Annotated in this window: 12 protein-coding genes; 3 read left to right on the top strand and 9 right to left on the bottom strand. The window is 41.5% G+C overall.

What is annotated here, in order from left to right; translation table 11 throughout:
• The 8 genes from HMPREF9193_RS02480 to HMPREF9193_RS02445 all read right to left on the bottom strand — a co-directional run bounded on the left by HMPREF9193_RS02480 (nt 1) and on the right by HMPREF9193_RS02445 (nt 11,080).
• Nucleotides 1–1,689, bottom strand: coding sequence for an ABC transporter permease (locus HMPREF9193_RS02480; protein ID WP_021686477.1), 1,689 nt, complete (start codon nt 1,687–1,689; stop codon nt 1–3).
• 93 nt (nt 1,690–1,782) lie between these two features.
• The gene (locus tag HMPREF9193_RS02475) at nt 1,783–2,817 is read right to left on the bottom strand and encodes an ABC transporter substrate-binding protein (protein ID WP_245565487.1); all 1,035 of its coding nucleotides are present in this window, start codon (nt 2,815–2,817) and stop codon (nt 1,783–1,785) included.
• 123 nt (nt 2,818–2,940) lie between these two features.
• A complete protein-coding gene (locus HMPREF9193_RS02470; RefSeq protein ID WP_021686475.1) occupies nt 2,941–4,200 on the bottom strand; it encodes a glycoside hydrolase family 125 protein in 1,260 nt (419 codons plus the stop codon).
• 6 nt (nt 4,201–4,206) lie between these two features.
• On the bottom strand, nt 4,207–6,594 hold the full coding sequence (locus tag HMPREF9193_RS02465; protein ID WP_021686474.1) for a glycoside hydrolase family 38 N-terminal domain-containing protein: 2,388 nt from the start codon (nt 6,592–6,594) through the stop codon (nt 4,207–4,209).
• Between the two features lie 15 nt (nt 6,595–6,609).
• Nucleotides 6,610–7,584: a glycoside hydrolase family 130 protein gene (locus tag HMPREF9193_RS02460; protein WP_021686473.1), complete on the bottom strand. Its 975-nt coding sequence runs from the start codon at nt 7,582–7,584 to the stop codon at nt 6,610–6,612.
• 124 nt (nt 7,585–7,708) lie between these two features.
• The gene (locus HMPREF9193_RS02455; RefSeq protein ID WP_040847350.1) at nt 7,709–9,157 is read right to left on the bottom strand and encodes an ABC transporter substrate-binding protein; all 1,449 of its coding nucleotides are present in this window, start codon (nt 9,155–9,157) and stop codon (nt 7,709–7,711) included.
• A gap of 49 nt (nt 9,158–9,206) precedes the next feature.
• Complete coding sequence (locus HMPREF9193_RS02450) at nt 9,207–10,124, bottom strand: carbohydrate ABC transporter permease (protein ID WP_021686471.1); 918 nt, start codon at nt 10,122–10,124, stop codon at nt 9,207–9,209.
• A 20-nt stretch (nt 10,125–10,144) separates the two neighbouring features.
• Nucleotides 10,145–11,080 carry an ABC transporter permease gene (locus HMPREF9193_RS02445; protein ID WP_021686470.1) on the bottom strand — a complete coding sequence of 312 codons (936 nt, stop codon included), beginning with the start codon at nt 11,078–11,080 and terminating at the stop codon, nt 10,145–10,147.
• Between the two features lie 153 nt (nt 11,081–11,233).
• On the opposite strand from HMPREF9193_RS02445, the gene HMPREF9193_RS02440 reads away from it, so the two are divergent.
• On the top strand, nt 11,234–12,253 hold the full coding sequence (locus tag HMPREF9193_RS02440) for a LacI family DNA-binding transcriptional regulator (RefSeq protein WP_040847349.1): 1,020 nt from the start codon (nt 11,234–11,236) through the stop codon (nt 12,251–12,253).
• 8 nt (nt 12,254–12,261) lie between these two features.
• Here HMPREF9193_RS02440 and HMPREF9193_RS11450 read toward each other — a convergent pair whose 3' ends face one another.
• Nucleotides 12,262–12,393, bottom strand: coding sequence for a hypothetical protein (locus HMPREF9193_RS11450; RefSeq protein ID WP_306698953.1), 132 nt, complete (start codon nt 12,391–12,393; stop codon nt 12,262–12,264).
• Nucleotides 12,394–12,560: 167 nt separating this feature from the next.
• Here HMPREF9193_RS11450 and HMPREF9193_RS02430 point away from each other — a divergent pair, with 167 nt between their 5' ends.
• The gene (locus tag HMPREF9193_RS02430; RefSeq protein ID WP_021686467.1) at nt 12,561–13,637 is read left to right on the top strand and encodes a sugar ABC transporter substrate-binding protein; all 1,077 of its coding nucleotides are present in this window, start codon (nt 12,561–12,563) and stop codon (nt 13,635–13,637) included.
• 93 nt (nt 13,638–13,730) lie between these two features.
• Entirely contained in the window at nt 13,731–14,747 is a 1,017-nt protein-coding gene (locus HMPREF9193_RS02425; RefSeq protein WP_021686466.1) for an ABC transporter permease, read from the top strand.
• Nucleotides 14,748–14,749: the final 2 nt, after the last annotated feature.

Raw genomic sequence — 14,749 nt, 5'->3', positions numbered from 1 at the left:
TTATTTTTTTGCCGAAAATTGCAGCGTATACATTTTCATAGCAAACGCGATAAAAGCATCCGCTGTAAACACAAGGATGATCAGCACAATTGAAAATGCCGACGCTTGAGGAAATTGCAATTCCGTCATGCTTTCAAGAATACGTGTTGTTAACAGCGTCCAGCGCGCGGAAACAAGAAAAATTGTTGCGCTGATTGCAGTCATACAATGAATAAACAAATAGCGCATGCCGGTAAGCACCGCCGGTATAATGAGGGGAACCGTTATGTGGGTAAACGTACGCACTGCTGATGCGCCCAAACTTGCCGACGCTTCTTCGAGCACCGGATCTATTTGCTGCAGCGATGCGATTACCGAACGGATACCTGTTGCATAATAGCGGAACACATAAGCTGCAATAAGGATGGTCATAGTTCCGGTTAATAAAAGGGGCGGTTTGTTAAACGCGGCGATGTATGCAATACCGACAACGGTACCCGGAAGCGCGTAGTTAAGCATGGCGGAAAAATCGAGCATACCTTTTGCAGGGAAGCGCTTGCGCTGAATAATATAACCGATAACAACCGACAAAACCGCCCCGAACAGCATAGACACTACCGCAATTTTAAGCGTATCGGCAATCGCCTTTTTGCCGTTTGCAAACACATACGCGTAATTGCGCAGCGTAAGCGTATTGTCTATACCCCATACTTTAACAAAGGAGCCAGCAAGAATTATATAGTACAAATAAATAACAAACGCGATAACAATAAACGCAACGGCATAACAAAATACGCTCATCCACCGCGGAAGTGCGGCAAAACGCGACTGTGCAGCGCTTTTACCGGAAACCGTTACATAATTTTTTTTACCCACCAGCACTTGCTGAAACAAAAATACGAGCAAAGCCGGAATTATCAGTAAAAACGACAGCGAAGAGCCGCCGTGTAAATCGAACATACCGGTAATTTGCAAATACGCTTGCGTCGGTAAAATAGGAAATTTATGACCGCCCAAAATAAGCGGGGTTGCAAAGTCTGCAAGACTTGAACCGAACAACAGCAAAATCGAATTGGCAATCGCCGGCACCGAAAGCGGAACCGTTATCGTTCTAAAAATTCTTGCGCTTTTTGCCCCTAAACTCGACGCCGCATCGTCAAGGTTTGAACTCATCGTATTTAAAATTGCGGAAATAACCATATACGCCACGGGAAAATACGTAAGCGTTTCGGAAATCCACGTTCCCACAAAACCGTAAATGTTGGCATCGGGAATACCGAGCAGTTTTAACAATATGCCGTTCGGACCGAGCGCAAGCGTTAAAGAAATACTGCTGGTAAACGGCGGCGAAATAAGCGGCAAAAGCGTTATCGCGCCGATAATGCTTTTTAAAAAGCGCGGCATATTCGTCCGGTTTACTACAAGCGCAAACACATAGCCTAAAAAGGTTCCGCACACGCTTACGGCGGCAGCAAGCATAAGGCTGTTTGCAAGGGAGCGCAGCGTATATGCATTAAAAAAGTTTTTTTTAAGCAGTGCAGTTGAAATATGACCGTCGGCAAAAAAAGCGCTGTATAAAAGCGTAATAAGCGGATAAAAAATAAATACGGCAAAACACAGCCAAATAACCGCAAGGGCAAAAAAAAGTGCCGGATCTTTTTTAATTAAAAGAGTGCGCTTTGTTTTTTGTACAAAAGCGTTATTTTTCATAGACAACCTCGATATAACCTGTTACACATAAAAAAAGCTGTCCGAAAGCAACATCGATTTACTTTCGAGACAGCCTTTTTTTTACACAGCGTATTAATGCTGAATTACTTCGGCAATCCAGCGTTCAACATACGCTTTTCTGTTTTCGCCTTTCCATGCCGAAGGCGCTTCAATTAACTTTATTTTAGACATATCCAAAGCAGGATCGTCTACTTTTACATCGGGGCGCGTAGGAATATAGCAGATTTTATGCGCCATCATAAAATCGCCGAGTTTTTTTGTAGAAGCCCAATCCATCAGTTTGCGGGCGGCATTCGGGTGTTTGCAGTTTTTAATAATTCCCGAACCTTCAACCCCGTAGGTAATACCTTCTTTCGGGAACGAAATAATCAGCGGATACCCCTGATAGACAATATCCAGCGCATCGACTAAATAAAAAACACCGCTTGCAGCTTGTCCGTTTGCAATCGGAAGCGCTCCGCCCGCCCCGCTTTTTGTGTACAATTGCACATTGGCATTGAGCTTTTTTTGGTAATTGAACGCTTCGTTTTCACCGAACGCTTTTACCAAAGAATAAATACGTTCGGTTGCCGTTCCGGAAGTACGTGCATCCGCCATTTGTAATCCGTTTGCATATTTGGCATCGAGTAAATCGTACCAGCTTTCCGGAGTTTTAAGATTATTCTTTTTAAGAAAATCCGTATTGGTAAGAAAGCACAGCGGAATAAGTCCTATTCCTGTCCAATAATTGTCTTTAGAACGGTAATTTACAGGAATTTTATCCGCTTCAACGGGCGTATACTGTTCAAATACGCCTTCGGCAACACCCGCGTCGTAAGTATCCGACGGACCGCCCCACAAACAGTCAACTTGCGGATTGTTTTTTTCCGCAATAATACGCGACAACGCTTCGCCTGAGGAAAGGCGTACAAAGTTCACCTTTATGCCGGTATCTTTGGTAAATTCGGCAAGAATAGGGGTTGCATATTTTTCCGGCATTATCGAATACACATCGAGTACGTTTTCGCTCGCGTTTTTATCCGATGAGCCGGCTGCAAAAAGCGGCAGTACCGCCACCACACACATCATAGCCAGCAGCACAGCTGCTTTGTGCACTAATTTATTCAAAACAAGCCTCCTAAAATAACGCATTTATTATGAAGCCTTTTTTTGAATTTGTCAAATAAGAATGTAGACGTCACAGAAATTGAGCGCGGCACACGCAAAAGCAAAAATGCCGGTATTTATGTCTTAGGCACACAATCCGCAATAATCGAGAACCAGGGTACAAAAAAAAGCATCCGCCCAAGAAAACCATTCACGCGTATACGTGCGCGGTTCATCGACGTTAAAACTTTCGTGCATGCACCCTGTTCCGCCGTCGGTGCGAAGCAACAGTTCCAAAATACGCTTTTTTTCGTTTTTGTCCGGACAAGTTAAACCCTGCATGACAAGCGAAATGGGCCATACATGGTTTATCGGCGTATGCGGACTGCCTATCCCCGAAGCCGCCTGCCCTTTATAAAAATACGGATTCATATCGCTTAAAATCAGACGACGCGTATTTTGATACACTTCGTTTTCCGCAGAAACATAGCCCAAAAACGGGGCAGACAGCAAACTGGGCACGTTTGCATCGTCCATTATATTGTACTGTCCGAAGCCGTCAATCTCATACGCGTACACCGCTCCGAATTTTTCATGATGCACAACCGCATTTTTTTCTATGGAAGTACGTATGGTACTTTGCAGTTTCGATGAGCGATGCGCCAAATCCGGATCATAAAAAATATCTTCGGCAATTTCCGCCATGTAATCCAGCACGACGCAAGCAAACATATTTGCAGGAATTAAATAACCGTACACACAGGCATCATCGCTCGGGCGGAATCCCGACCACAAAAGTCCTATATCGGGCTTTGTTAACGCGCCTTTTCCGCCGCGGGACAATGTATCGGTAAAATAGCAATTTTCCCGCTCAAACGTATATTCGGATACATTTTCGTGATTTTGTTCTATATCCCATACATGCAAAATCGTTTTCAACGCTTGGTGAAATTCTGCCGAAAAATGATCCGTCCGTCCCGTCGTTTTCCATAATTTATATGCGGTACGGATGGGATAGCACAAAGAATCTATTTCGTACTTTCGCTCCCACACCCAGTCGGACATTTTTGTTTTATCCTGCGCCCAGCGTTTGCCGTTTGCCGTTTCGTTAAACGCATTTGCATACGGATCTATTAAAATATATTGAATTTGTTTTTGTACAAGTTTTACAATTATTTCGGCAATATCTTTGTTTTCACGGGCAATCGCAAAATACGGTTCAAGCTGGCACGAAGAGTCCCTGAGCCACATAGCGGGAATATCGCCGGTAATAACAAAAATACCGCCGTCATCGGTATAGCGTATTGTTTTTTCCAATGTATACATAAAACGCTTACAAAAAAAAGCGGCGATACCCGGAGTGTCTTTAAACCGTTCCTCTATTTTCCGAAAAAAATCTTCCATAAGTTGTTATCCGATTATAAAAGCCGTAATACCGATTCCAAAATCTTTCATACGCTCAAATTGTTTTTCGGGACTTGCAGCTTCGGTTTTTGTTAAAATATAACGGTATTCGTTAATGCCCGACAAATCCAATTTAAAATTGGTTTCCCAAATATTATTCATTATCCATGAATACACAGGACGCTTGTTATTTTCAGGATGGTTGTCGCATAATTTAATGGGGTGATATTTTAATTCCCCCGTATATAAAAGCGCGCTGTCGAGCTGCTGAATAAGAAAAGCGCTTTTTTCTCCGGCATACACTAGTCCGTTATCTACAAGATAATATTCCATGCACGTTCCCGGTATTTGTTCAACTCCCGGTTTAAAAACCGCATTTCCTTTGTCAAAATACAGCGCCGGGCAGCCTGTCTTAAGCGTTAACGGCAAAAATATGTTTTCTACTGCAAGGGAAAGCGTTTTTGCAATTTTATATGTAAATTCAATTCTGGGGATGTGATTGTACAAACGGATTAGCAGCGAACTAAATAAAGTTCCTTCCATCGCATATATCAGTTCTACAGTTTTAAAAACTTCTCCCGTTTCTACAATGCGAACATCGGTCAACACCCCCTGGTATTTTTTTGCATGAGCGCCGCGTATATTACGCCCCAAAAGCCTACGCTGCTCATACGTATTTGTACGTATTTCCGTATTTTCATATACGGGAGTAAAAAAACGCGCATCGCCTTCAACGAGCATTTCCCTTTTATCTTGTTTATCGTAAAACGATGTTACTCCCTTCCCTATTTCGTATTCTATGCGAAAATAATCGCTTTCGATACAAAAAGGAAGCGTATAAGTTAACGCATCGTAATCGTTTATTATGTCTTTTATGCGCTCCGCCCCCATGTAGGCAACTCCGGTATTGGCATGCTGCTCTTTTTCCGGAATTTGTGTATACGTATAGATTTTTTCTTCGCCGCCTTTAAAATCATCCACAAAACTTATCAAAGCTCCGCGCGGATGTACCGACACTTGAGCCTGTATACTGCTGCCGGAACTTTCGTCTATAACTTTAATATTGTGTATGCCGTATGCAGCTATATAAAAACTGACGGGCAGTTTTACGGATTCTTGTGAAGAATTAACGGCTTTAACTCTGCCCGAACGGTTATAGTAGCGTAAGATATCTCCTTTAGCATGTAAAATCCGTATCAGATTTTTTTCGGCAGCTTCATACGCTTTTGAAGCATAAGAGACATTTCGTATATCCAAATTCCGTACTGCCGTATCGTAAGGATCGGTTACCGCAGCCGAATGACCGTAGGTATGTTCGGCAAATAAAAGCAAAGCGTCTTCGGCATCCCGCGTGTACTCGGACTTGCATATCTTGCCGTCCGGATCCAACCTTGAACAAAGCTCATACGTGCGCTGCGCTTCTTTGTAGTGTTTTACTGCATCGGGAATACTTCCGACACCGTGAGCCCACCAATCCGTTAAATCGCCTTTGTACACGGGCGCATCGGCTGTTTTGTCTTTTATTTTTTTATACAGTTGCTGAAGTGTTACCATTTCAAAGCAAATTTCATTTCCATACCGCTTATTAAAAGCTTCTATTAGGAGTGCTATACCGGGATTGGGCGGAGCGTTATCGCTAAAAACTCCGGAAACGGAAACGGGTATAAAATCATACGCATAGCCGTTATCGCGGCATTGTTTTATATACGCATCCGTTTTTGCTTTAAGGTTTTCGACGGCTTTTTCAAAATCCTGTGCATCGTTTACCGAACAGGGTTTATTCTCCGGCGGCATACAATCCGCCGCTTTGTTGTAAGCTAAACCGAGCACATTTCCCAAATTATAGTGTTCGCCGTTCCACACCAACAAACGTTTTCCCGCATTGTTTTCCCAAAAAAAAGGACATTGATTTTTATACAGCGGATACATACCGTGATGACAATGTATGTTCATATAAAAAAAGTCTATGCCGTTTTTTAAAAACATATCCAAGGTACCCAAAGAAACTCCGTTTACATCAGCCGTCATTGCAGTGTTTACGGAAAAACCCTCACGTGCAAAAACGGCTTTTAACTGTGCAGTGCGTTTATCCAAAATATTCATATCGACAAGATCGGTAAAATTCAAATACACAGCCGATATTCCGATATTACCTGCTTTTACGGCATCAAAAAACGCTTTTTTTTCGTCGGCGCAGCTTTCTTCCAAAAACCGTTCTACGCAAAAAGCCGTTTCGCAATTCCACTTAAAGCTTGTGCCGCATTCGTCTTGTTTGCCGCCGTGAACCGTTTTAACGGCTTGCCGTATATAGTCAATATGCGTATATACGATTTTTTCTTGTAAGTCGGTATAACCGATATCGGTATGGGAATGATGTATAACATAGAGTTTCATTATGTATGTTCCCTTTTATAACTTTGAATTCTTTTTTATAAAATCCATTAATTCATCGAGCCGCGTAAAAGCAAGTCCGGTTACCGTGTCGGCACAGCCGTAATATACCGCAATCCGTCCGGTCGGCTTATCATAAAGCGCGGCGCAGGGAAATGCAACATTGGGAACATCTCCGACACATTCATATAAAGTTTGCGGAGAAAGCAAATACGGTTCCGTCCGATACTTTACTTTCCACGGTTCTTGCAAATCCAAAACCGCCGCGCCGAAACTGTACACAAAGCCGTTACAAGAAGTAAGAACACCGTGATAAAACAAAAGCCAGCCTTCTTCCGTCTCTATCGGAATAGAGCCGGCACCGATTTTTGTAGATTGCCACCAGCCGCGCGGTGCCATAACATGGCGGTGTTTACCCCAATAAATTAAATCGGGCGACTCGCTGTAAAAAATATCGCCGAAAGACGTGTGCCCGGTATCGCTGGGACGGCTAAGCATGGCATATTTTCCGTTTATTTTACGCGGAAACAAAACACCGTTGCGGTTATACGGCAAAAAAGCGTTTTCCGTTTGCACAAACGTTTTAAAATCAAAGGTATACGCAACGCCGATAGTAGGACCGTGATATCCGTTACACCAGGTTACATAGTAGCGATCTTCTATAAAACACACGCGCGGATCATAACCGTATTCAAAAGGGGGTACATCTTTACAAGTGTTTTCAAATACAATAGGCTCTTCATTTATTTGCCAATGTATTCCGTCGTCGCTAAAACCCGCATGCAAAAACATTTCTCTTCGTTTATCGTCGCAGCGGAATACGCCCGCAAATGCACCGTTAAAGGGCACAACGGCACTGTTAAAAATACTGTTACTGCGTTTTATAGCGTCGCGCCGTATTATCGGATTTTGCGAATATCTCCACAACACGTCGGTACAATCGTTTTTTTTGTCTTCCCAAGGAATATTGTCGATACGCTCAAGCACACTCATATAAACTCCTCATTTTTAGATTTAAAAAACTGTCCGAAAGGAGAGCGTGCAGCAAAGCAATAAAGTTTTACTTACTGCAAGCTGCACAATGCTTTTCGGACAGTCGGCGGCATGTAGCCCCATTTTATTTTTTTGCCAAAAATGCGTCTATTTGACTTTGAATTTCAGCCAAAACGGTCGATAAACCCACTTCTTCCAGTTTCTTTTTGAATTCGGCGCTTTTTGTTTCCACATCAACGGAACCGGTTTGAATAAGCGGTTCATATTGAATGCGCAAATTGCTTATTACCGCAAGCTGATTTTTTATATTCGTTGTATCTATATCCAAGCCTAACAAAGGCGAACGTTGTGCGCTGTCGTTTTCTTTTTTGAAAACAGCCCATTTATCTTCCGGCTCTCCTTTAAGCGTATACGTATTGAATAAATTTCCCAAGGCAAAAGTCGGAACCAAATACTTTCCGATTCCCTGTTCGGTTCTTTCGATTGCATTCGCACCGATTTTTTTGTAATGTACGTCTTCAACACCGTAATTAAGCAAATTATGAAGATAGCTGTCCGTATTTACCGCTTGTAAAAACGACAATGCCGCTTCAGGATTTTTACTGTTTTTATTTATGGCAAGCATAGCACCTCTTGTCGTACTTGTGGTAACAAGCGGCTTGGAAGCTTCCGCCGTAACAATCGCAAAGCCGCATTCGTTCGACCATGTCGTTTCCGCATAGGGCTGTCCGTCGGCAAAAGACAAGCCGAATACATCGCCGAGTTTGTTTGTTCCGGTTGTAGTAACGGCGTCATTGTTAATATATCCTTTTTTGAAAAAATTCCGTACCGTTTTTGCATAGTTCATAACATCGGGAATATCGTACATATATTTAACTTTACCGTCCGTATCAACGGCAATCGGATAATCAAAGCCCAAAATATAATCAAAAGAACCGCGCCAAGCTCTGTCGGAATACAGTTTAAAAGGAATAGCTTCCGGATGTGATTTTTTAACATATTGCAAATACGTTTCGGTATCGGCAAGCGTTTTTACCGAGGCGATATCAAAGCCCGATTCTTTTACAAATTCGGCATTAAACATATACATCGGCATTATCGCAATTTCTTTTTGCGTCGGAATTGCATATATGTTGCCGTCCACTTTTGCACCGTTCCAAAATCCCGAATCAACAACATCATTTAACGCTTTAAATTCTTTTGTTGCCAAATACGGCGACAAATTTAAAAAAGAACCCTTATGTGCATTTGTTAAATAATCGTTTGCCCATGCACAAGTAAAAACAATATCGTACAGTTCGCCGGAGTTTATAATCATTTGCGTTTTTTGATCAAAATCGCCGAAATCGGTAAAGACGATGTCAACGGTTAACCCCAATTTTTCTTTTGTATACTCATTGATTTTTGATTGTACAAGCGACAAATCTGCAGGCGGTGCTCCGATAAAATGAGCTTTTAAAACCGGCATTGCACTTGCATCTTTTTTCATTGTTTTTGCCCCGCAAGACAACAGCACTAGCGCACACAGCACCGACAACAACCCAAAACAACATAAAGAAAACAGCTTTTTCATGTTGAACTCCTTAAATAATTTTACCGCACATACGTACGGCTTATATACCCTATTCTTTTACCGAACCTATTGTTAAACCGCGAACAAAATAACGCTGAAAATACGGGTATGCAAGGGCAATCGGCAAAACAATAAGAACGACAATCGCCATTTTCATCGGATCGGCAGGTATCGAAGCCGAAATTTCCAAAATACTCGCACCCATTAAAGAACCCATTTGCTTTAAAAAATTCGTGGTGTTGTCCATTCGTATAAGTAAATATTGCAAAGGAATTTTTGCAGGATCTTCTATATAAAGCATAGCATTAAACCAGTCGTTCCAATACCCAAGCGTCAAAAATAAAGCTATGGTAGCAATTCCGGGTTTTGCAATAGGCACAACTATGTAAAAAAAAGTTTGTATTTCGCTTGCTCCGTCGACTTTTACGGATTCTATTAAAGATTCGGGTACCGAATTTTTTAAAAATGTTTTTAGAATAAAAATATAAAACGGACTCATTGCCAAAGGTAAAATCAATGCCAAAAGATTGTTTTTTAAGCCCAAAAAAGTAGTCATAACAAGGTAGGTCGTTACCATGCCGCCGGAAAACAACATCGGAATAAGAGCTGTCATATGAAAAAATTTACGGTACGCATATTGTTTTCGCGACAGCACATAAGCGTACATACTCATAATCAGTGTTCCCAATGCGGTTCCCGTTACGGTAACGAATATGGACACAAAAAATGAGTTACCCATGTTTGCGGTATTGTTAAACACATACCTATATGCTTCAAGACTCAGTTCTTTTGGAAAAAAGCTGTACCCATATTTTGTTATTGAAGCTTGTGAAGTAAAAGAAATAATAATTACAAAGACAATGGGTAAAATCATAAGTAAAGATATAAACGTAAACACAATATGCAAAAGCTTATTGCTTACATAACTTATTTTTAAAAAATCATGTTTTTTATTTTTTGCACGCATACTCCCGCTTTCTCCGTGTTTTAAAATAATGCATTATCCGGGTCAATTTTTTTAATAAATTGATTTACACATACGACAAGCACAAAACCGACGGAAGATTGAAACAAAACCGCAGCCGAAGTCATTCCCATGTCTCCCAAACCGATCATAGCCCGATACACATACGTATCAAGTGTTTGCGTTACACTAAACAAAGCTCCTGAGTTTTTGGGCACTTGATAAAACAGCCCAAAATCCGAATTCAATATTTTTCCTACAGCCAAAACAATCAATACGGTTGCAACCGGCTTTAAAAAATTCAGCGTAATGTACCGTATTTGCTGCAATTTGCCGGCACCGTCAAGCATTGCCGCTTCGTATAAAGATTTATCTATACCGATAATTGCCGCAAGATACATTACAGTGCCGTACCCCAAACTTTTCCACACATATAAAAAAATTAACAAATACGGCCAATAGCCCGGTTCCAAATAAAAATTAATATATTCGCCTCCGGCATTTATCAGCAATTTGTTAATCATACCCTTTGTCGGATCTAAAAAAGCTTGCAAAAAATAACTGATAACAACCCACGATAAAAAATACGGAAAAAACATAATGCTTTGATACAGCTTTGAAGCATTGCGATTCCACAGTTCATTTAATGCAATAGCCGTAATGATAGGAATAACGGTGTTCAGCACAATAAAAATAAAATTATAACCGATTGTATTGCGAAGTATGATTTTCGTTTCGCTTGATGCAAATAGATAGGCAAAGTTTTTAAAACCGACCCAAGCGCTTTTAAATAAACTGTGTAAAAATCCGCCTTCAAATATTTTAAAATCTTTAAACGCTATAAAATTTCCTACAAGCGGTAAATAGCAAAAAATTAAAAGCCACAATAAACCGGGTACGGCAAGCAAAGCCAGCTCAATATCGGATTTAAACCGATATGTTTTCTTTTTTTCTTTCATCCACCGCCCCTAAAGAAACATAACGTTATAACTTATCAAACTAAACGTTAGTTATCGTTATAATTTACAGTAACATAATGCTATTTATAATGTCAAGTATATCGCTTGTATGACAATAAAAAATTTGTTATGCTGTTAACGGATCGGAAAGTCATGAAAGAAAAAAGAATTACCATGCAAGATATTGCACATGCATTGCAGATAACCACTATAACCGTTTCGCGGGCGTTAAACGATAAACCCGGAGTAAGCGAACCACTTGCGCAGCAGATAAAACAATACGCGATGCAAAAAGGTTTTGTACGCCGGGGTAAAAACACCACAGAAACCGATCAAAAACAAAAAAAAATACTGCTGCTCGTTGCGGATGTGTTTTTAAAAACGCAAAACACCATGTATATAGACTTTTATAAAAAAATTCTCGATGCACTGCAAAAAAAAAATATTATCGGCATTTTAAATATTATCAACGAACAGGAAACCGCCAGCTGCACGGTTCCCGAAATCCTGCATAAACCCGGAATAGACATGCTCCTTTTGTTGGGAGAATTGCCTGCCGAATACTTAAATATTATATGCAGTTTGGATATTCCGGTATTGTTAATCGATTTTTACGACGACCGGCTTGCATTGGATGCGGTAACAAATAATAATTTTTTCGATTCTTTTCAGCTTACCCGCTATTTAATTCAAAACGGTCACCGCCGTATAGCCTTTGTCGGAAACATCAATTCAACGCATAGTATTCAAGACCGCTTTTTAGGGTATTCCAAAGCATTAATCCGTTCCAATATCGACCTTGCACCCGAATACATTATCAGCGACCGTAACCGCAACGGAAAATTTACGGAACTTAAACTGCCCTCCCCGCTGCCGAGCGCTTTTGTATGCAACTGCGATGAAATAGCACGTATGTTAATTACGCAGCTTAACGATTTACATATCCGTGTACCCGACGATTGTTCCGTCGTTGCTTTCGACAACACTCATTTCAGTACGGAAAGCGAACCGAAAATAACCACCATAGCGTCGGACTCCGATACCATAGCGGCAAAAACTGTTGAAATTATAGTGCGCAAAATAAAAACTCCTGAATACAAAGCCGGTTTGGTACCGATAAGCGGAGTTTTTGTTAAACGAAACAGTGTAAAAAGTTTATTGGCAGAAAAGTAAAACTTGCATTACAATTCCAGTTTATTTTCAAACAGCCATGAGCTGACGGCAAAATACAACACGCCGAAAAGCACATACACCGGTACGCAATTCATTACGCACGGATTGTATAACAGCCGTATCGTCGGTAATAAAAACACCCGTACCCCACTTTTTTTTCGGTAATACCGGAGTGTTCCAATTCCGCATATGAGCGGATAACCGTGTAAGGTATCAACGGCAAAATAAAAAAACTTACAAAAACTAAAAAAAAAATTTGACAAGTCAAAAAACCGGGTGTAAAATAAACACACCACAAGGAGGAATTATGAAAAAAATTTCGGTGTGTATTTCAATTGCTTGCATTATATCAAGCATTTTGTTTGCAAACGGACAAAAAGATGCTTCCGGAGCAAAAACCAAAAGCGTTGCAATAGCAATGTGCATCCACTCAACGGATAACGCCTATTGGAACGAAGAAGCCGAAGGCGGTAAATTATTTGCCGCTTCTTTACCGGCAGGCAGCGCGGAAGTACAAGTACTTACCTGCGACGGCGACGACGCCAAACAGTTAAGCGGTATAAAAGCTTTTATCGCCGCTCACGGTAAAAATTCGATTTTGTACGTCGATCCGAGCAATGCGCCGAACACGGCGGCTATTGCCGAACTGTGCGAAGAAGCCGGAGTTTATTGGACAAGCGTGTGGCACTTGGCCAAAGGTCTTGATCCGACAACGTATAAATACTACGTTGCTCACTCAACGGTAGACGGCGTTGCACAGGGTTACAATATTGCAAAGGCTATGTTCAAAGAATTTAAAACACCGGGCAAAGGCAAGATTTTGGCGCTGCAAGGCCAACTCGGAAACGATTCGGCCGTTGAACGGTATCAGGGTTTAAAAAATGCATTGGCGGAAAACCCCGACGTTACCCTGCTCGACACCCAAGTTGCGGATTGGAACCCTCAAAAAGCGTTAACGATTGTTGAAACATGGCTTTCAAAATATACCGATATAGACGGTATATGGTGCGCAAACGACGGCATGGCATTGGGCACTCTTCAAGCTTTAAAAGCCAAAGGCTTAAACGGCAAAGTAAAGGTTGTCGGCGTTGACGGAGTTCCCGAAGCTATTGAAGCGATCGAAGCGGGCGATATGGTGTGCACGGTTGCAAATAACGGCTACTTGCAGGGCGGCTATATGACCGCTTTGGCATATGCAGCCTACACCGGTAAAATCAACCCCGCCAAAATGCCGGTCGAAAAAAGACTGTTTACAACAAAAGCGGAATTTGTGGATAAAAATAACGTAGCGCAATTCAAAAAGAATTTTATGTCAGGTAAACCGTCTTACGATTTTAACGATTTGGATTATCCGATTGCCGGAACATTCAAAATGAAAAAATAAGACAACAGGAATTTGAAAAACAAGCTGCCGCAAAAATCAACCGTTTAAGGAACGTTTTTGCGGCAGTCCCCAACTCATTATAGGAGGAAGGCGGTGAAAACCGTTACAAACGGAGCTTCGGCTGTCGCTGAAGAGTTTAAATTAAAAATAATCGAAGAGCGAAAAAAGAACAGAATTATCAATACGGCTCCCTTTATCATTTTTGTTATTTTAGTTATAGCGGTATCCGTATGCGTAGACGGCTTTTTTACGTACAACAATTTTATAAGTATTTTGTACCAAATAGCCACCCCGCTGGTGCTTTCCGTAGGCTTAACCTTTGTTATTATTTTAGGCAGCATAGACCTTTCCGTTGAAGGGGTTATGGGATTTGTGGGCTCGTTTATTGCAATGCTTGTTATGAATTCAAAAAATTCCATGAACCTCGGCTTACTTGGAGTCCTTATAGCACTGTGTGTCGGATCGCTGGTAGGCACTTTAACCGGCGTACTGCACGTTAAGCTTAGAATTCCTTCTTTTATGGTAACCTTCGGTATGGCAAGCGTAATGACCGGATTCGGCGTTTTAACCTATATGGGCCGCCCCGCCTCCATACGGGACACTGCATTTGAATATATTGCTCAAGGAAGCCTTTTAGGTATTCCGTATTTAACGTGGTTTTCTTTTGTCATCTTTGCCGTAGCCTTTGTAATTCAAGAATACACTGCATTCGGCCGCCATATTTTTGCCATAGGCGAAAACGAAGCCGTTTTGCGCACTACGGGTATAAATGTCGATAAAACAAAAGTCTTAGTATTTACATGGAGCGCCTTTTGTTCCAGCGTTGCAGGTCTTTTCGGCGTTTTGCGTTTAAATCGGGGCGAAGTTACCATAGGCACCGGCTACCTTTTTACAACCATTACAGCGGTTGCCGTCGGCGGAACGGCTTTGTGGGGCGGCAAAGGCGGCGTTTTGCAATCCTTAGTCGGTGTTCTTATTGTAGTCGTCATTCAATCGGCTATGATTTTACAGGGTGTCAACCCGTATGTGCAGTCAGCAGTACAAGGCGTATTGATTATCGCGGCAGTTTCTTTAACCGTTGTACGCGGCAGAAAAATTATTATAAAGTAATA

The sequence above is a fragment of the Treponema lecithinolyticum ATCC 700332 genome, assembly GCA_000468055.1.
Lineage (GTDB): Bacteria > Spirochaetota > Spirochaetia > Treponematales > Treponemataceae > Treponema_C > Treponema_C lecithinolyticum.
This window is presented reverse-complemented; position numbering and strand designations above follow the sequence as displayed.